Genomic DNA, 17933 nt, shown 5'->3' with positions numbered 1-17933 from the left:
CGTGCCTCAGGCCACCGGGACGCAGCGGCCGTTCTCCGTGCGGTAGGACCACTTCGCGCCGTCCCGGACGAGTTCCCCTACGGCGCCGACGAACCGGTCGACGTGCTCGTCGGGGGTGCCCGCGCCGAAGCTGACGCGGACGGCGTTCAGGGACCTCTCCCCGGGCGCGTCCCCGGCGGCGCCGCACTCGCCCTGGTCCTGCGGGGTCCCGCCGAGCAGGGTGCGCACCAGCGGGTGGGCGCAGAAGAGGCCGTCGCGCACGCCGATGCCGTACTCCGCGGACAGGGCGGCGGCGAGGTGGGAGCTGTTCCAGCCCTCGACCACGAAGGACAGGACGCCGACGCGCGGGGCGTCCTCGCCGAAGAGCGAGAGCACGCGCACGCCGGGGACGTCCGCGAGGCCCGTCCGTACCCGGGCGATCAGGTGCCGCTCGCGGGCGACCAGCGCGTCGAAGCCCGCCTCGGTGAGGGCCTTGCAGGCCGAGGCGAGGGAGTAGGCGCCGATCACGTTCGGGGAGCCGGCCTCGTGGCGGGCGGTGCCCTCGTGCCACTCCACCTCGACCCCGCCGTCCTCCCGCCGGGCCACCGTACGGCTGGCGCCGCCGCCCGCGAGGTAGGGCTCGGCCGCGTCCAGCCAGTCGGCGCGTCCGGCCAGCACCCCGGCGCCGAAGGGGGCGTACAGCTTGTGGCCGGAGAGCGCGATCCAGTCGACGTCCAGCTCCGTCACGCTCACCGGGTGGTGCGGGGCCAGCTGGGCGGCGTCGAGGACGATCCGGGCGCCGTGCGCGTGCGCGGCGGCGGCCAGTTCGCGCACCGGCCACAGTTCGCCGGTGACGTTGGAGGCGCCGGTGACGCAGACCAGGGCCGGGGCACCGGCGTCGCGGCCGGCGAGGGCCCGCTCCAGGGTCCGTACGGCCTGCTCCGGGGTGCGGGGGGCGTCCAGCCAGGTCACCTCGGCGCCCCGCCAGGGCAGCAGGGCCGCGTGGTGCTCGGTGGCGAAGACGAAGACCTGGCAGCCGGCGGGCAGGGCGTGGGCCAGCAGGTTCAGGGAGTCGGTGGTCGACCGGGTGAAGACGACCTGGTCGTCCTCCCGGCAGCCGAGGAACCCCGCCACCGTGCGGCGGGCGTCCTCGAACAGGCCGGTGGAGAGCTGCGAGAGGTGACCGGCGCCCCGGTGGACGCTGCCGTAGTACGGGGCGTACGCGGCGACGTCGTCCCAGACCCGCTGGAGGGCCGGGGCGCTGGCGGCGTAGTCGAGGGCGGCGTACCCGGCCTCGCCGCCGGTGACGAGCGGAACGGTGACGTCCCGGCCCAGAACGGGCAGCGGGGCGAGGACGGTGGCGGCGGCAGCGGTGTGCACGGACATGGCGGGACTCCCGTGAGGCAGGACGCGGTGACGGTGAAGGGGTGTGCGGTGGGGCGCTGCGGCCCCGGGTCCTGCCGCCGGACTCCCGCCGTCCGCCGCGGTGGGCGGACTCCGCGGCGTCGGGTGCGTGCTCCCCGGTACGCCGGGCCGTGGCCCTCGTACGGGAGGTACGCGGGACGCGGGGGCCGTGCGGCGGGGCGCGTGGGTGACGTCGTGGAGCGGGCGGGGTCCTGACGGCAGGACCGAGGGGGTGTCTCCGCGGTCGTCGTGGATCGGGCCGCGCGTCCGGTGCGGTGCCTCGGCGTGCGGCCGGATCACCCTCGTACGGGGCGTACAGGGGTGGTTCGGCCGTGCGGCGAGGTGGCGTGCCGGGCGTCGGGGGTCCACGAAGACCGGGGAGACGCCCCCTAGCGCATTCGCTGGCTCACAGAAGGCTCCCTCGGGCGACCAGGACCCCTGGGCCCACGCCGGCGGAGCGGCGCGCGAGGGGTCCGCGCTTGCCGTGGGCCTTGTGGTCCACGGCCTGGTCCTCACCCGGGGCACCCCGCCACGGACGGAGGGTTGCCGGACAGCCGGCCGGGGCCGTGTGACTGTCGCTCATGACCTGATCGAAAAGCTAGCGGGGCCTGTCCGCGGGACGCAACCGCTGTCCGGATGCCGGGACATGCGCGGTGAGGATGCGGCGCCCGGCGGACCGGGACGATCGCGGCCGCGACGGACCGGTCGGGCCGGGGGGCGCCGGGCGGACCGGGGGTGCCGGGTACGGCGAAGGGCCGGCGCCCCGTCGGGGTGCCGGCCCTTCGTGCCGTGCGCGGCTACCGGTTGGTCGCGGCCACCCAGCGCTCCAGCGCCCGCTTGGCCGACCCGGAGTCGATCGACTCGGCCGCCCGCGCCATGCCGTCGGCGATCTGCCCGGCCAGCGGGCCGCCCGTCGGCCGCAGCGCGGCGAGCGCCGCCGCGGAGTTCAGCAGGACGGCGTCGCGCACCGGCCCCGTCTCGCCGTCCAGCAGCCTGCGGGCGACCTCCGCGTTGTACGACGGGTCGCCGCCGCGCAGGGCCTCCACGGGGACCAGCTCGATGCCGACGTCACGCGGATCGAAGGTCTCCTCGGTCACCTTGCCGTCGCGCACCGTCCATACCCGGGAGGTGGACGTCGTCGTCAGTTCGTCGAGGCCGTCGTCGCCGCGGAAGACGAGGGAGGAGTTGCCGCGCTCGGCGAAGACACCGGCCACGATGGGGGCCATGGCCGCGTTCGCCACGCCGACCGCCTGCGAGGTCACCCGGGCCGGGTTGGTCAGCGGGCCGAGCACGTTGAAGGTCGTACGGATGCCCAGCTGGCCGCGGGCCGCGGCGACATGCCGCAGCGACGGGTGGAACTTCACCGCGAAGCAGATGGTGATGCCCGCCTCTTCGGCGACCTCGGCGACCCGCCGCGGGGTCAGGTTCAGGTTGATGCCGAGCTTCTCCAGGACGTCGGAGGACCCGGAGGCGGAGGACGCGGCACGGTTGCCGTGCTTGACGACCCGCTCCCCCGTGCCCGCCACGACGATCGAGGACATGGTGGAGATGTTGACGGTCCTGGCGCCGTCACCGCCGGTGCCGACGATGTCGACGGCCGGACCGGGGACCTCGATCACGTTGGCGTGCTCGTACATGGTCCGTACGAGGCCGGTGATCTCCTCCACGGTCTCGCCCTTGGCGCGCAGCGCCACCATGAACCCGGCGATCTGGGCGTCGGTCGCCTCGCCGCGCATGATCAGGTCCATCGCCCAGGCGGTGTCGTCCGCGGACAGGTTCCGGCCGTCCAGCAGACCGTTCAGCAGGGCGGGCCAGGAACGGACCGCCGCGGTGTCGCCTCCGGCGGGGGTCACAGCGCTCATCAGCCGCTCCTGGGTGTGTTCGGGAACCGTGTGTTCCCACCCCCCACCCTATCCAGCCCGCAGACCCCCCAGGGCCGCGTCCGCCGCTCGTGGGGCCCGGGGGGCCGATGGGGCCCGCCGGGGTCCGCCGGAACGGGGAAGGGCCCCCTCCGCACCGGAGGGGGCCCTTCTGCCGTGGCGTGGCGACGCTGGGATCAGTGGTGGCCGTGGCCGCTCGTGATCTCCTTGTACTCGTCGACGGTCGGCTTCGGGATCTGGTTGTCCTCGCCGTAGTAGGCACCGGAGAGCTTGACGCGCAGCCGCTCCGTGGCCTTCACCTTGCGCTCGACACCGTTCTCGTCCACCGTCGCGCCGATCTCGGCCGGCTCGTACTGGTGGTGCGCCGTCAGCGTGTGCAGCTGCTCCTGGCTGAGCGGCTCGTGCACCTCGATGAACTCACCGTGCGGCAGGCGCTTGATGATGCCGGTCTCGCGACCGTGCAGCACCTTGTCCTTGTCACGGCGCTGGAGGCCGAGGCAGATCCGCTTGGTGATGATGAACGCGAGGACCGGACCGGCGAAGAAGCCGATGCGGACGAACCACGTCACCTGGTTGATCGACAGGTGGAAGTGGGTGGCCCACAGGTCGTTGCCACCGCCGACCAGACCGATCAGGTACACGGTCACCCAGGCGACACCGAAGCCGGTACGGGTCGGGGCGTTGCGCGGGCGGTCCAGGATGTGGTGCTCGCTCTTGTCGCCGGTGACCCAGGACTCGATGAAGGGGTAGACCGCGATGGCCATCAGCACCAGGCCGAAGAGCACCAGCGGGATGAACACGCCCAGGACGAGCGTGTGACCCCAGAAGTTGATCTCCCAGCCCGGCATGTAGCGGATCAGGCCCTCGGCGAAGCCCATGTACCAGTCGGGCTGGGCGCCGGTGGACACCTGGTCGGGCCGGTAGGGGCCCATGGCCCAGATCGGGTTGATCTGCGCGATCGCGGCGATGGCGGCGATGGTGCCGAAGACCAGGAAGAAGAAGCCTCCGGCCTTGGCCATGTACACCGGCAGCAGCGGCATGCCGACGACGTTGGTCTCGGTCTTCCCCGGGCCCGCGAACTGCGTGTGCTTGTGGTAGAAGACCAGGATCAGGTGCGCCACCATCAGGCCGAGCATGATGCCCGGCAGCAGCAGGATGTGGATCGAGTAGAACCGGGCCACGAAGTCGTGTCCGGGGAACTGACCGCCGAAGAGGAAGAACGAGATGTACGTGCCGACGATCGGCATGGACAGGATCGCGCCCTCGGTGAAGCGGACACCGGTGCCGGAGAGCAGGTCGTCGGGGAGCGAGTAACCGGTGAAACCGGTGAACATGCCCAGGACGAACAGCAGGAAGCCGAACAGCCAGTTGATCTCACGCGGCTTGCGGAACGCGCCGGTGAAGAACACGCGCATCATGTGCACGAACATGCCGGCGAGGAAGATCAGCGCGGCCCAGTGGTGGATCTGCCGGATGAGCAGACCACCGCGCACGTCGAAGGAGATGTGCAGGGTCGAGTTGAACGCTTCCGACATCAGCTGCCCCTGGAGCGGGACATAGCTGCCGTGGTACTCCACCTCGTTCATCGACGGGTGGAAGAACAGCGTCAGATAGACACCGGTCAGGATGATGATGAGGAAGCTGTACATGCAGACTTCGCCCAGCATGAACGACCAGTGGTCGGGGAAGATCTTCCGCATGTTGGCCTTGGCCAGGGAGAAGATCCCGAGCCGGCCGTCGGCCCAGTCGGCGACGCGCTCGCCGGCCGGGGCCTTCCCGCGAGAGCGGGGTGCTTCGTTCGCTGCAGTACTCATCCGCGCTCCCAGAATGCAGGACCGACGGGCTCCTCGAAGTCGCCGAGCGCCTGGAGGTAACCCTCGTCGTTCACGCCGATGCGGAGCTGCGGCAGGGCGTGACCGGCGGGACCGAAGATCACTCGGGCACCGTCGGAGAGGTCGAAGGTGGACTGGTGGCACGGGCACAGCACGTGGTGCGTCTGCTGCTCGTACAGGGAGATCGGGCAACCGACGTGGGTGCAGATCTTCGAGAAGGCGACGATGCCCTCGTGCGACCAGTCGAGCTCGCGCTTGTCCTTGATGTTGCTCGGCTGGAGCCGGACGATCATCAGGGCGGCCTTGGCGATCTCGTTCTGGAAGTCCTCGTCGGTCTCCTCCAGGCCCTCGGGCCGGGCGAAGGTGAGCGAACCGACGGCGACGTCCTCGGGACGCAGCGGCTCACCCGTGTTCACGTTCACGAGGAGCTTGCCCTTCGCCCACAGCGTGTGCCGGAGCGAGTTGTGGGGCAGCGGGCCCAGGTCGCGCAGCAGCATGACGCCGGAGAGCGGCACCAGGGCCAGCGCGCCGAACATCGTGTTGCGGATCAGGTTCCGGCGGCCGAGGCCCGACTCACGGGCACCGTCGCGGAAGTCCTCGAAGACCTTCGCGCGGACCTCGGGGGCCGCGGCGATCGGGTGACGCTCGGCGGCGACCTCCACGTCGGACATCAGGGTGCGCGCCCAGTGGACGGCGCCCGCGCCGATGCAGAACAGCGCCGTGCCGAGGGTCAGACCCAGCGCGAAGTTCAGCGCGCTGAGGTGCCCGATCGGGAAGACGAAGATCGACTTGTCGCGCGGGATCGTCACGTACGACGCGATGAAGCCGAGGGTGGCCAGCATCGAGATCGTGAACAGCAGGGCGACGACGCGCTCGGACCGCTTGGCGGCCCGCTCGTCGATGTCCTGGATCCGGTGCTCATGGGGCGGCAGCCCCGGGTCGGCGAACGGGTTCTCCTCGTCCGCGACGCTCACCGCGCCGTGCGCGTGGCCCGCTTCGGCGGGCAGGTTCTCTTCTGGAATGTCTTGGCTACTCATGACTTCTTGGCCTTTGCGGTCCGAGCGGCGACCCAGACGGCGACCGCGATCAGCGCGCCGAGGCCGAAGATCCAGGCGAACAGACCCTCACTGACCGGCCCCAGGCCGCCCAGGGAGAGACCGCCCGGGTTCTCCGTCTCGCTGCCGTTGACCGCGTTCAGGTACGCGATGATGTCCTTCTTGTTCTTCTCCGTCAGCGTGGTGTCGGGGAAGGACGGCATGTTCTGCGGGCCCGTCTGCATGGCCTCGTAGATGTGCTTCGGCGCGACGCCTTCGAGGCTCGGCGCGAACTTGCCCTCGGTGAGGGCACCGCCCTTGCCCACGAAGTTGTGGCACTGGGCGCAGTTCGTGCGGAACAGCTCGCCACCCTTGGCGATGTCCGCGCCCTCGGGGCCGAACTGCGACTTCGTCGGCACGCTCGGACCGGCGCCCAGCGACGCGATGTACGCGGCGAGCTGGTCGATCTGGTCCTGCGTGTAGATGGTCTTCTTGCTCGGGATCTGGGCCATCTGCGAGGAGGAGGCCGGCATACGGCCGGTACCCACCTGGAAGTCGACCGCGGCCGCGCCGACGCCGACCAGGCTCGGCCCGTCGGAGGAGCCCTGGCCACCGGTGCCGTGGCAGCTGGCGCAGCCGACCTCGTAGAGCTTCTTGCCCTCTGTGATGGTCAGGGACTGGGAGGTTTCATCGGCCTGCGCCTTGCTCGCGGGTGCGAACGCGGCGTACAGCCCCCCGGTGGCCGCCAGCGCGAGGAGTAGGACGACGACCGCCGCCAGCGGATGGCGTCGTCGTGCGGAGAGCTTTTTCACGGATTACCCCGGTGTCAGGATCTTCTGCGTCGGTGCTTCTGGATGTGCGGGAGCGGTCCCGGCTACTTGATCAGGTAGATCGTGGCGAAAAGGCCGATCCAGACGACATCGACGAAGTGCCAGTAGTAGGACACGACGATGGCGGCGGTCGCCTGCTCGTGCGTGAACCTCTTCGCCGCGTAGGTGCGGCCGAGGACCAGCAGGAAGGCGATGAGACCACCCGTCACGTGCAGGCCGTGGAAGCCGGTGGTCAGGTAGAACACCGAGCCGTACGGGTCGGAGGACAGGGAGATCCCGTCCTCCTTCACCAGCGAGGTGTACTCGTAGATCTGGCCGCCGATGAAGATCGCACCCATGACGAAGGTGATGATGAACCAGGCACGGAGCTTCTTCACGTCGCCTCGCTCGGCGGCGAACACGCCGAGCTGGCACGTGAGCGAGGAGAGCACCAGGATCGTGGTGTTCGTCGCCGAGAAGGGCACATTGAGCGCGTCGGCCATGTGCTTCCAGTGAGCTGGTCCAGTCACCGATCGAAGGGTGAAGTACATCGCGAAGAGGGCCGCGAAGAACATCAGCTCGGAACTCAGCCAGATGATGGTTCCGACGCTGGTGAGGTTCGGCCGGTTGACCGACGGGTGCGCGTGCCCGGTTTCTACTGTCGTTGCTGTCGCCACGACCGACATTATGTCGGTCGCTTATCTCGCGCTCACTCCGGGGGGTGCCGTTCGGAGTGTTGCCGCCCGCCGAACCGGTGTTGACGTGGTGTTCAGGGGAGTAGCATCCGGCCCCACGGACCCTGTCCGTGCTGTCCGTACGACGCTGACGTCTCCGGAGGAACAATGCAGCCGACCGCCACCGTGCTGGTCTACAGCGACGACTCCAACACCCGCGAACAAGTACGGCTGGCCGCGGGGCGCAGGCCCGCTCCGGACGGGCCCCTGCTGGAGTTCGTGGAGTGTGCGACACCTCAGGCCGTTCTGCGCGAGATGGACAAGGGCGGCATCGACGTCTGCGTGCTGGACGGCGAGGCCGTACCGCTGGGCGGCATGGGGCTGTGCCGGCAGATCAAGGACGAGGTGTTCGACTGCCCGCCCGTGCTGCTGCTGATGGGCCGGCCCCAGGACGCCTGGCTGGCCACGTGGAGCCGCGCGGACGCGGCCGCCACGCTGCCGGTGGACCCGGTGGAGTTCGCCGCCTCGCTGGCCTCCCTGCTGCGCCGCAAGCGGCTGCTGAGCGCGTAGGGGCCGTCCGGCGGTTCCGCGGGGCGGGCGTCACCCGCCCCGCGCGCCGTGTCCCCCGAAGGGGTGTCACACGGCCGTGGGCTTCAGCCGCAGGGCGTCCTGGGGCGCGGGGCCGTCCGGGGCGCCGCCGCCCAGGGCGCTGCCCGCGAGCCACTTCTTCCAGTCGACGTTCCAGTCGCCGTAGCCGTTGCCGAAGGGCTCCATCGGGTCGCCGTTGGAGTTCACGACCTTAACGACGTCGCCCTCGCGGACGTGCTCGAAGAACCAGGCCGCGTTGCTGGTGCTCATGCCGGTGCAGCCGTGGCTGACGTTCGCGTAGCCCTGGGAGCCCACGGACCAGGGGGCGGCGTGGACGTACTCGCCGGACCAGGAGACCCGGGTCGCGTAGTAGACCGGGAGGTCGTAGGAGTCGGAACTGCCCTCGGCGATGCCGACGGTGGTGCCGCGCATGCGTACGAAGTACTGCTTCTCCAGGACCACCTTGACGCCGTTGCGGGTCTCGAAGCCGGGCTTGCCCGTGGTGACCGGGATCTGGTTGATCACCTGGCCGTTCTTGTAGAAGGTCAGCTGGTGCGCGGCGGCGTCCGTGACCGCCTCGATCCGGTCGCCCGTGGTGATCTTCAGGGGCGCGGCCGTGCCGCCCCAGAGGCTGTCGCTGATCCTGACGCCGTCGAGGTTGCTGTGCACCTGGATGGTGGCGTGCGCGGGCCAGTAGTCCTTGGGGCGGTAGTGGAGCTCCTTGTCGCTGACCCAGTACCAGGAACCCTGCACGGCCGGTACGGAGTCCACTCTGAGGGCGCGCTCCACGACGGCCCGCTGCGCCTTGTCCTTGATCTCCTGGCCGAGCTGGGCGGTGATGGGCTGGCCGACGCCGTACTCGCCCGACTTCGGCCCGAAGAGGACGGCCAGCCGCTTCTTGCCGGCGGGCTTGGTGGTGTCGAACTCCAGGACCTTGCGCCCGGGGGCGCCGTGGGCGTCCTCGGTGCTGACACGGACCGTGTAGTGGGCGCTGGCGGCCAGCGGAGAGGTGCTGTGCCAGCGGCTGCCGTCCGCGGCCAGTTCGCCCGCGACGTAGCGTCCTGTGGCGTCCTGGGCGGTGACGTCCGTGATGCGGCCCTCGCCGCTCTTGACGGTCACTTCCAGGGGCTTGCCCGGATCGGCCCGCTTCCCGTCTCCGGTGGGGCTGCTGAAGGAGATCTGGCCCGCTGCGTCGTACGGCGTGGCCGACAGGGCGCTGCCGTTCGAACCGCAGGCCGTGACGCCCGCGCCGAGGGCGGTCACCAGCAAGGTGCAGCTGACGACGGTGCGGGTCCGCGCAGTGTGGTTCATATGATCACGCTATGGGGTGAAGACCCTATAAGCGCGGTACGTCCCTCGTACGAGGGACAGACACTGCGGCAAAAGCAGGAGCCCGGACCCTCCTGAGGGAGTGTCCGGGCTCTTGACCAGCTCGGTGCGTGCTACTGGGTGCGGTTCTCACCGCGGTAGTACTCGAAGACCCAGCCGAACAGACCGACCATGATGATCGGCGCCGAGAAGTACAGCAGCCACCAGCCGACCGCGATACCGAGGAAGGCGAGGGCACCGCCGACCGCCAGGGCGAGCGGCTGCCAGCTGTGCGGGCTGAAGAAGCCCAGCTCGCCCGCGTCGTCCGCGACGTCGGCCTCCTTGTCGTCCTGCGCGCCCGCGTCGACCCGCCGGGCGGTGAAGCCCAGGTAGAAGCCGATCATGATGCACAGGCCGAAGGCCAGGAAGAGTGCCGTGGTACCGGCCGGATCCTTCGACCACACGCCGTACACGACGGCCATGATCAGGATGAAGAAGCTCAGCCAGATGAACATCCGGCCCTGGATCTTCACTTGCCGGCCTCCTTGGTGTCCGCGATGGCGCCACCGTGACCGGCGTGCTCAAGCTGCTCGAGGGCCGCGATCTCGGGGTGGTGCAGGTCGAACGCCGGGGATTCGCTGCGGATCCGCGGCAGGGTGAGGAAGTTGTGCCGCGGCGGCGGGCAGGAGGTCGCCCACTCGAGCGAACGTCCGTAGCCCCACGGGTCGTCGACGCCGACCGGCTTGCCGTACTTGGCCGTCTTCCACACGTTGTAGAGGAACGGCAGGATCGACAGGCCCAGCAGGAAGGAGCTGATCGTCGAGATCGTGTTCAGGGCGGTGAAGCCGTCGGCCGCCAGGTAGTCGGCGTACCGGCGCGGCATGCCCTCGGCACCCAGCCAGTGCTGGACCAGGAAGGTGCCGTGGAAGCCGATGAACAGCGTCCAGAACGTGATCTTGCCGAGGCGCTCGTCCAGCATCTTGCCGGTGAACTTCGGCCACCAGAAGTGGAAGCCGGAGAACATCGCGAAGACGACCGTGCCGAACACGACGTAGTGGAAGTGCGCCACCACGAAGTACGAGTCCGAGACGTGGAAGTCCATCGGCGGCGCGGCCAGGATGACACCGGTCAGACCACCGAAGGTGAAGGTGATCAGGAAGCCGACCGCCCAGAGCATCGGGGTCTCGAAGGACAGCGAACCCTTCCACATCGTTCCGATCCAGTTGAAGAACTTCACACCCGTCGGAACGGCGATGAGGAACGTCATGAAGGAGAAGAACGGGAGCAGGACACCGCCGGTGACGTACATGTGGTGGGCCCACACCGTCACGGAGAGACCGGCGATCGAGATCGTCGCGGCGATCAGACCCATGTAGCCGAACATCGGCTTGCGGGAGAAGACCGGGATGACTTCGCTGATGATGCCGAAGAACGGCAGGGCGATGATGTACACCTCTGGGTGTCCGAAGAACCAGAAGAGGTGTTGCCAGAGCAGTGCTCCGCCGTTGGCCGCGTCGAAGACATGGGCGCCGAACTTGCGGTCCGCCTCCAGGGCGAACAGCGCGGCGGCCAGGACCGGGAAGGCGAGCAGGACCAGGACACCGGTCAGCAGCACGTTCCACACGAAGATCGGCATGCGGAACATCGTCATGCCAGGGGCGCGCATGCAGATGATCGTGGTGATGAAGTTGACCGAGCCGAGGATGGTGCCGAAGCCGGAGAAGGCCAGACCCATGATCCACATGTCGGCGCCGATGCCCGGGCTGCGGACCGCGTCCGACAGCGGGGAGTAGGCGAACCAGCCGAAGTCGGCCGCACCCTGCGGGGTGAGGAAGCCGCCGACGGCGATGGTCGAGCCGAACAGGTAGAGCCAGTAGGCGAACATGTTCAGCCGCGGGAACGCCACGTCGGGCGCGCCGATCTGCAGCGGCATGATCCAGTTCGCGAAACCGGCGAACAGCGGCGTCGCGAACATCAGCAGCATGATCGTGCCGTGCATCGTGAACGCCTGGTTGAACTGCTCGTTCGACATGATCTGCAGGCCCGGGCGCGCCAGCTCGGCGCGCATGAGCAGCGCCATCACGCCGCCGATCAGGAAGAACACGAACGACGTCGCCAGATACAGCGTGCCGATCGTCTTGTGGTCGGTGGTCGTCAGCCACTTCACCACGGAATTGCCGGGCTGCTTGCGCCTGACCGGAAGCTCGTTCTCGTACGAGTCCTCAGCCGCCGCGGCACCCTGGGGTTCGTTGAGGATGCTCACAGGTTGTTCGTCTCCCGGTTCTTCTCGTGGCTCGTCTGCGCGATGCCGGCGGGAATGTAACCGGTCTGCCCCTTCTTGGCGAGGTCCTTGAGGTGCTGCTCGTAGCGCTCGGGGGAGACGACCTTCACGTTGAACAGCATCCGGGAGTGGTCGACGCCGCAGAGCTCCGCGCACTTGCCGAGGAAGGTGCCCTCCTTGTTGGGAGTCACCTGGAAGGCGTTGGTGTGGCCCGGGATGACGTCCTGCTTCATCAGGAACGGCACCACCCAGAAGGAGTGGATGACGTCACGCGAGGTGAGGATGAAGCGGACGGTCTCGCCCTTGGGCAGCCACAGCGTCGGACCCGGGTTGTTGGTCTGCGGGTTCCGCGTGCCGGGCGTACCGACGTCGTAGACACCGCCGGCGTTCGCCGGGAACTGCTTGACGAACCGGTCCGGAATCGCTTCCAGGTTCGGGTCCGTCTTGGCGTCACCCGTCGAACCGGGGACGTTCTCGATGTAGTTGAAGCCCCAGCTCCACTGGAAGCCGACCACGTTGACCGTGACGTCGGGCTTCTTGTCGAGGCTGAGGAGCTTCGATTCGTCCCGGGCCGTGAAGTAGAAGAGCACCGAGATGATGATGATCGGGACCACCGTGTACAGGGCCTCGATCGGCATGTTGTACCGGGTCTGCGGAGGAACCTCGACCTTGGTGCGGCTGCGCCGGTGGAAGAAAGCACTCCACAGGATCAGGCCCCACACCAGCACGCCGACGGCGAGCGCGGCAGCCCAGGAGCCCTGCCACAGGGAGAGGATCCGCGGAGCCTCTTCCGTGGTCGGGGTGGGCATACCAAGGCGGGGGAAGTCCTTGTATGTGCAACCGGTTGCGGTCGCCAGGACCAGGCCCGCGGTCATTGCCATCAGCAGCTTCCGCCGCATCGGGCGCCGCGGCGAGCGGTCGGAGCCGTTGGGACTCACGTAGCGCCTTCCCGAGAGTCTCGCCCGCGCGGTCGGCTGCGGCCTTCTCGCTGGTCGGTCGCCGCCCTGCGTCGGGCAGGGGTTTGGATGTTTATGCGGACCAAACCCTAGCCCACCCCTTCCAGGGGTTCGCGGGGAGGGGGGCATACGCGCCGCCGGTCACTCCGAAGGGGTGGGATCGGGCACCTAATCGCTGCGGGTTGGGGCGTTTTGGGCAGGGCGGCGGACACGTCGTGCCTGGTCGCCCGGCCCGTCCGCCCGCGCGCGGCCGCGCGGTGAGCCGCCCGGCCCCCGGGCGGGACCGGCCCCGCCCGCCCGTTTTTCACACGGCGTTCTAACGTTGCCCTGTGTCCTACTTCGACGCCGCTTCCACCGCCCCCCTGCACCCCGTGGCCCGTCAGGCGCTGCTGGCCTCCCTCGACGACGGGTGGGCCGACCCCGCCCGCCTGTACCGGGAGGGCCGGAAGGCGCGGATGCTGCTGGACGCGGCCCGGGAGGCGGCCGCCGAGGCGGTGGGGTGCCGGGCCGACGAGGTGGTGTTCACCGCGTCCGGGACCCGGGCCGTACACACCGGTGTCGCGGGGGCGTTGGCCGGACGGCGACGCGTGGGACGTCACCTGATCGTGTCTGCCGTCGAACACTCTTGCGTCCTCCATTCGGCGGAATCGTTCGAGGCGGACGGGGGTTCCGTCACCCATGTGGGGGTCGGCCGGACGGGAGCGGTCGATCCGTCCGCCTACGCGGCGGCGCTCCGTCCGGACACCGCGCTGGCGTGTCTGCAGTCGGCCAACCACGAGGTCGGGACCGTGCAGCCGGTGGCAGAGGTGGCCGAGGCCTGCCGGGCGGCGGGGGTGCCGCTGCTGGTGGACGCCGCCCAGTCGCTGGGCTGGGGGCCGGTCGAGGGCGGCTGGTCGCTGCTGACGGGCAGCGCGCACAAGTGGGGCGGCCCGGCGGGGGTGGGCCTGCTCGTCGTGCGCAAGGGGGTCCGGTTCGCCCCCCAAGGGCCCGTGGACGAAAGGGAGTCGGGGCGTTCGGCCGGCTTCGAGAACATCCCGGCGATCGTGGCGGCCGTGGCCTCCCTGCGCGCGGTACGGGCCGGCGCGGAGCGGGAGGCGGTACGGCTGCGGGAGCTGACGGGGCGGATCCGGGCCCTGGTGCCCGGGCTGGTGCCGGACGCGCAGGTGGTGGGTGACGCCGAGCGGCGGCTGCCCGGGATCGTCACCTTCTCCTGTCTGTACGTCGACGGGGAGGCCCTGCTGCACGGGCTGGACCGCGAGGGCTTCGCCGTGTCGTCCGGCTCCTCCTGCACGAGCAGCACGCTGACGCCCAGCCATGTGCTCCGGGCGATGGGGGTGCTGAGCGAGGGGAACGTGCGCGTCTCGCTCCCGGCGGGGACCGCCGAGGAGGACGTGGAGCGCTTCCTGCGGGTGCTGCCCGAGGTGGTCGCGGACGTACGGCAGGACGTGCGGGAGCGGTCCGCCCCGCATGCGGCGGTGACCGCCGGGGCCGGTGAGGACGCCCTCGTCGTCGACTCCCTCGGCAAGCGGTGCCCGATCCCGGTCATCGAGTTGGCCAAGGTCATCGGGGACGTCCCGGTGGGCGGCACGGTCCGCGTCCTCTCGGACGACGAGGCGGCCCGCCTGGACATCCCCGCGTGGTGCGAGATGCGCGGGCAGGAGTACGTCGGCGAGGAACCGGCGGACCGGGGCTCGGCGTACGTCGTCCGCCGCGTCGCCTGAACGGCGGCGGCACGGGCCCTGCCGGAGGGGCGGGGCACCGGGTCCCGCGGGGCCGCGCGCGGCGGGGCGGAGCAGCACCCCGTTCCGGCGCGGGGCGGAGTACCCGTGCCGGGGCGAGGCGGAGCAGGACCCCGTACCGGCGCTGGGCGGAGTACCCCGTGCCGGGCAGGGGCGCGGCGTCGGTGCTCCGCGCCCGCGCCCCGCCCGGAGGGTTCTACCGTCAGGCCAGGTGGGCCTGGACCTCCTCGGCGGCCTCCTGGCCGTACGCCTTGGTGAAGCGGTCCATGAAGTGCGCCCGGCGCAGCTGGTACTCCTGCGTGCCGACCGTCTCGATGACGAGCGTCGCGAGCATGCAGCCGATCTGGGCGGCGCGCTCCAGGGAGACGCCCCAGGCCAGGCCGGACAGGAAGCCCGCGCGGAAGGCGTCGCCGACGCCCGTGGGGTCGGCCTTCAGCTCCTCGTCGGGGCAGCCGACCTCGACCGGGTCCTCGCCGACCCGCTCGATGCGCACGCCGCGCGAGCCGAGCGTGGTGACGCGGTGGCCGACCTTGGCGAGGATCTCCTCGTCGCTCCAGCCGGTCTTGGCCTCGATGAGGCCCTTCTCGTACTCGTTGGAGAACAGGTACGTCGCGCCCTCCAGCAGTATCCGGATCTCCTCGCCCTCCATGCGGGCGATCTGCTGGGAGAAGTCGGCGGCGAATGGGATGTTCCGGGAGCGGCACTCCTCCGTGTGGCGGAGCATGCCCTCCGGGTCGTCGGCGCCGATGAGGACCAGGTCGAGGCCGCCCACGCGGTCGGCGACGGTCTTCAGCTCGATGAGGCGGGCCTCGCTCATGGCGCCGGTGTAGAAGGAGCCGATCTGGTTGTGGTCGGCGTCCGTGGTGCACACGAAGCGGGCGGTGTGCAGGGTCTCGGAGATGCGGACCGACTCGGTGTCCACGCCGTGCCGGTCCAGCCAGGCGCGGTACTCGTCGAAGTCGAAGCCGGCGGCGCCGACCAGGACCGGCCGGGTGCCGAGCTGGCCCATGCCGAAGGCGATGTTGGCCCCGACGCCGCCCCGGCGGACGTCGAGGTTGTCGACCAGGAAGGAGAGCGAGACCGTGTGCAGCTGGTCCGCGACGAACTGGTCGGCGAATCGGCCGGGGAAGGTCATGAGGTGGTCGGTGGCGATGGAGCCGGTGACTGCGATGCGCACGGCGGGGGTCTCCTGCGGGAGGTGGGGTTGACGGTTCACGCTACCCGTTCGAGGGCAGCCGCTGAAGTCGGCGAAACTACCCGATAGTAGATCTTTCTTCACGGCGGTCCGCATGTCTACGGTGCCGTCATGACGAACCTCAAGTTCGCTTCCCCCGCCCCGGCCGACCCGGAGGGCGATCTCGCGTCCCTGCGCGGCGAGGCCGCCCGGATGGCCCCGCACTGGACGGCTCCCGCGTCCCCCGGCTCCCCTCCGGTCCCGCTGTCCCTGATCCACGGTGTGTCCGTGCCGGCCCGGTCGGCCCGGCTGCTGGACGCCATGTCGGACTACGGCGACTGATCCCAGAGGCGCACGCACGGGAACCGTGCGCTCCCCTCGCGCGTCCCATCGCCGTCCCCCGTGCCGGGGACGACGGGACACGATCCAGCGAGGAGCGATGCGGTGAACACCGAGCGGCCGGAGAACCCCGAGAGTCCCGAGGAACCGGAGGACACCGCGGTCCCCCCGGCCGCCGACGCCGGAACCTCCCCCGAGACATCGAAGGTCCCTGAGGCCGCCGAGACCCCCGAGGCTCCGCACGTCGCCGAGGCCCCCGAGACCCCGGAGGCCGCCGAGGCCCCTGAGGTGTCCGGCACACCCGAGGCGTCCGGGACCACCGGTCCGGCCGGTGCCGATCTGCCGGGTGCGGCGCGTCCGGCGGACGGGGGTGGCGCAGGATCTGCCGGTGAGGACCGGGCCGACGGTCCGTCCGGGCGGCGCCGCAGCCCCCTGGTCGTCGCCTCCGTGGCCGCCGCCGTGCTGCTGGCCGGGGGCGGCGGGGCGTACCTGGCCGCGGCCGACGGCCAGGGCGGCGGCCGTACGGCACCCGGCGCCGCCGGGGCCGGGGCCACTCCCCCGCCGCTGGCCCTGGACGGCGTGCCGCGGGGCGGCACGGGCGGCATCGCGCCCGGGGAGCCGGATCCGTCGGGGGTGACGTACACGGCGGCGGGAAAGCTGCCCGACGGCCCCCGCACCGCGCCGGTGTACGCGCCGGGGCACGCGGTCGGCAAGGCGGCGGTGGCGCGGCTCGCCAAGGCGCTCGGGCTCACGGACGCCCCCGTGGCCGACGGCGGCGGCTGGCGGGTCGGCCGGGGCGGCGACCCGTCCGGGCCGGTGCTGCGGGTGAGCGGGGACGCGCAGGGCAGCTGGACGTACAGCCGGTACGCGCCCGGCACCGACGACTGCCGGAAGATCGTCGTGTGCGCGCAGGATCCCGGCGCCCCGGCGGCGGAGCCGGTGAGCGAGGCGGCGGCGCTGCGGACGGCCGCGCCGGTGCTGAAGGCGCTCGGTGAGGACGACGCGAAGACCGACGCGAGCCAGGTCATGGGGGCGCGGCGGGTGGTGGACGCCGACCCCGTGGTGGGCGGGCTCCCGACGTACGGCTGGACGACCGGGCTGACCGTGGACGTCCAGGGGGAGATCGTCGGCGGCCACGGGCTGCTGGCGGCGCCGGCCGAGGGCGCCACGTACCCGGTGCTGGACGCGCGGCGGACGCTGGACCGGATGAACGCGGCCGCGGAGCCGGCGGAGCCGGACGGCCACCGGATGGGCATCGGCGGCTGCCCGAGCCCCGTGGCCCCGAAGGACCGGCTGGAGCGGCCCTGCGGCCGGTCCGCTCCGGCGCCCGGCGCGGGCACCGGGGGCGGGAGGAACAGCGTCACGGTGGACAAGGCGGAGTTCGGGCTGGCCTCGTACGGGGTCGCGGGCCGGCGGACGCTGGTGCCGTCCTGGCTGTTCCAGGTGCACGGCACGGCCGCCCGGGGCGCCTTCACGGTGACCTGGCCCGCGGTCGACCCGGCGTACCTGGCCCCGCCGTCGGCCGGCTCGCCGTCGGCGGTCTCCCCCGCGCCGGAGCCGACCTCGGGCACGACGACACGGGACGTGCGGGCGGAGGTCTGGACGGCCGACGGCCGGAATCTCTCCGTGGGCTTCACGGGCGGGGTGTGCGCCACCTACAGCGTGTCGGCGAAGGAGAGCGCGGACCGGGTGACGGTGAGGGTGACCGAGCGGTCCCGCCCGCACACCGTGTGCGTGGCCATGGCCAGGTCGTACGTGCACACCGTACGGCTGGACACGGCACTGGCCGGCCGGAAGGTGACCGGGACCGACGGCCGGCCGGTTCCCGAGGGCAGGCCGGGCGTGCCGGCCGGGGGCGCCCGCTAGAGACACCCGCCAGGGGCACCTCTGAGGACACCCGGACGAGCCCGCGCCCGCGACGGAGCGGGCCCGGGAC

15 protein-coding genes and 1 riboswitch are annotated in these 17933 nt (G+C 71.0%); of the genes, 4 read left to right on the top strand and 11 right to left on the bottom strand.

Annotated features, from left to right (window positions below):
* Positions 1-6 precede the first annotated feature (6 nt).
* From ACIPRD_RS20395 to ACIPRD_RS20370, 6 genes are all read right to left on the bottom strand, one after another.
* Positions 7-1365: an aminotransferase class V-fold PLP-dependent enzyme gene (locus ACIPRD_RS20395; protein ID WP_401564794.1), complete on the bottom strand. Its 1359-nt coding sequence runs from the start codon at positions 1363-1365 to the stop codon at positions 7-9.
* A 488-nt stretch (positions 1366-1853) separates the two neighbouring features.
* Positions 1854-1970: riboswitch (SAM riboswitch) on the bottom strand.
* 210 nt (positions 1971-2180) lie between these two features.
* On the bottom strand, positions 2181-3245 hold the full coding sequence (gene trpD / locus ACIPRD_RS20390) for an anthranilate phosphoribosyltransferase (RefSeq protein ID WP_356398389.1): 1065 nt from the start codon (positions 3243-3245) through the stop codon (positions 2181-2183).
* Positions 3246-3439: 194 nt separating this feature from the next.
* Positions 3440-5077, bottom strand: a complete 1638-nt coding sequence (locus tag ACIPRD_RS20385; protein WP_356398386.1) for a cytochrome bc complex cytochrome b subunit — start codon at positions 5075-5077, stop codon at positions 3440-3442.
* Positions 5074-6132 carry a Rieske 2Fe-2S domain-containing protein gene (locus tag ACIPRD_RS20380; protein WP_356398383.1) on the bottom strand — a complete coding sequence of 353 codons (1059 nt, stop codon included), beginning with the start codon at positions 6130-6132 and terminating at the stop codon, positions 5074-5076. Before ACIPRD_RS20380 ends, ACIPRD_RS20385 begins: the two co-directional genes overlap by 4 nt.
* Positions 6129-6941 carry a c-type cytochrome gene (locus tag ACIPRD_RS20375; RefSeq protein ID WP_356398380.1) on the bottom strand — a complete coding sequence of 271 codons (813 nt, stop codon included), beginning with the start codon at positions 6939-6941 and terminating at the stop codon, positions 6129-6131. The genes ACIPRD_RS20380 and ACIPRD_RS20375 overlap by 4 nt, the downstream gene beginning before the upstream one ends.
* Positions 6942-7003: 62 nt before the next feature.
* Positions 7004-7624: a heme-copper oxidase subunit III gene (locus ACIPRD_RS20370; protein ID WP_356398377.1), complete on the bottom strand. Its 621-nt coding sequence runs from the start codon at positions 7622-7624 to the stop codon at positions 7004-7006.
* 156 nt (positions 7625-7780) lie between these two features.
* On the opposite strand from ACIPRD_RS20370, the gene ACIPRD_RS20365 reads away from it, so the two are divergent.
* The gene (locus ACIPRD_RS20365) at positions 7781-8182 is read left to right on the top strand and encodes a hypothetical protein (RefSeq protein WP_356398374.1); all 402 of its coding nucleotides are present in this window, start codon (positions 7781-7783) and stop codon (positions 8180-8182) included.
* Between the two features lie 66 nt (positions 8183-8248).
* On the opposite strand, the gene ACIPRD_RS20360 is transcribed toward ACIPRD_RS20365, so the two are convergent.
* The 4 genes from ACIPRD_RS20360 to coxB all read right to left on the bottom strand — a co-directional run bounded on the left by ACIPRD_RS20360 (position 8249) and on the right by coxB (position 12727).
* On the bottom strand, positions 8249-9511 hold the full coding sequence (locus tag ACIPRD_RS20360) for an Ig-like domain-containing protein (protein WP_356398371.1): 1263 nt from the start codon (positions 9509-9511) through the stop codon (positions 8249-8251).
* Between the two features lie 131 nt (positions 9512-9642).
* Complete coding sequence (locus tag ACIPRD_RS20355) at positions 9643-10041, bottom strand: cytochrome c oxidase subunit 4 (protein ID WP_356398368.1); 399 nt, start codon at positions 10039-10041, stop codon at positions 9643-9645.
* On the bottom strand, positions 10038-11771 hold the full coding sequence (gene ctaD, locus ACIPRD_RS20350; protein ID WP_356398365.1) for a cytochrome c oxidase subunit I: 1734 nt from the start codon (positions 11769-11771) through the stop codon (positions 10038-10040). Before ctaD ends, ACIPRD_RS20355 begins: the two co-directional genes overlap by 4 nt.
* On the bottom strand, positions 11768-12727 hold the full coding sequence (coxB, locus tag ACIPRD_RS20345; protein ID WP_356398362.1) for a cytochrome c oxidase subunit II: 960 nt from the start codon (positions 12725-12727) through the stop codon (positions 11768-11770). The genes ctaD and coxB overlap by 4 nt, the downstream gene beginning before the upstream one ends.
* A 347-nt stretch (positions 12728-13074) precedes the next feature.
* On the opposite strand from coxB, the gene ACIPRD_RS20340 reads away from it, so the two are divergent.
* On the top strand, positions 13075-14466 hold the full coding sequence (locus ACIPRD_RS20340; RefSeq protein ID WP_356398359.1) for an aminotransferase class V-fold PLP-dependent enzyme: 1392 nt from the start codon (positions 13075-13077) through the stop codon (positions 14464-14466).
* Between the two features lie 220 nt (positions 14467-14686).
* Here ACIPRD_RS20340 and ACIPRD_RS20335 read toward each other — a convergent pair whose 3' ends face one another.
* Positions 14687-15661 carry a carbohydrate kinase family protein gene (locus ACIPRD_RS20335; protein ID WP_356398356.1) on the bottom strand — a complete coding sequence of 325 codons (975 nt, stop codon included), beginning with the start codon at positions 15659-15661 and terminating at the stop codon, positions 14687-14689.
* Positions 15662-15790: 129 nt separating this feature from the next.
* Between ACIPRD_RS20335 and ACIPRD_RS20330 the strand changes: the two genes are divergently transcribed.
* Both ACIPRD_RS20330 and ACIPRD_RS20325 read left to right on the top strand, forming a co-directional pair.
* Positions 15791-16000: a hypothetical protein gene (locus ACIPRD_RS20330; RefSeq protein WP_356398353.1), complete on the top strand. Its 210-nt coding sequence runs from the start codon at positions 15791-15793 to the stop codon at positions 15998-16000.
* 102 nt (positions 16001-16102) lie between these two features.
* Entirely contained in the window at positions 16103-17863 is a 1761-nt protein-coding gene (locus ACIPRD_RS20325) for a hypothetical protein (protein WP_401564785.1), read from the top strand.
* Positions 17864-17933: the final 70 nt, after the last annotated feature.

Source organism: Streptomyces sp. NPDC090108, from assembly GCF_044747185.1.
Taxonomy (GTDB): Bacteria; Actinomycetota; Actinomycetes; order Streptomycetales; family Streptomycetaceae; genus Streptomyces.
Note: the sequence above shows the minus strand (reverse complement) of the source record. Positions and strands in the feature narration are given on the sequence as shown.

Coding starts and splice junctions, on each gene's coding strand:
- ACIPRD_RS20380 (WP_356398383.1), bottom strand. CDS start 6,132: ATGAGTAGCCAAGACATTCCAGAAGAGAACCTGCCCGCCGAAGCGGGC.
- ACIPRD_RS20395 (WP_401564794.1), bottom strand. CDS start 1,365: ATGTCCGTGCACACCGCTGCCGCCGCCACCGTCCTCGCCCCGCTGCCC.
- trpD (WP_356398389.1), bottom strand. CDS start 3,245: ATGAGCGCTGTGACCCCCGCCGGAGGCGACACCGCGGCGGTCCGTTCC.
- ACIPRD_RS20365 (WP_356398374.1), top strand. CDS start 7,781: ATGCAGCCGACCGCCACCGTGCTGGTCTACAGCGACGACTCCAACACC.
- ACIPRD_RS20370 (WP_356398377.1), bottom strand. CDS start 7,624: ATGTCGGTCGTGGCGACAGCAACGACAGTAGAAACCGGGCACGCGCAC.
- ACIPRD_RS20330 (WP_356398353.1), top strand. CDS start 15,791: ATGACGAACCTCAAGTTCGCTTCCCCCGCCCCGGCCGACCCGGAGGGC.
- ACIPRD_RS20385 (WP_356398386.1), bottom strand. CDS start 5,077: ATGAGTACTGCAGCGAACGAAGCACCCCGCTCTCGCGGGAAGGCCCCG.
- ACIPRD_RS20360 (WP_356398371.1), bottom strand. CDS start 9,511: ATGAACCACACTGCGCGGACCCGCACCGTCGTCAGCTGCACCTTGCTG.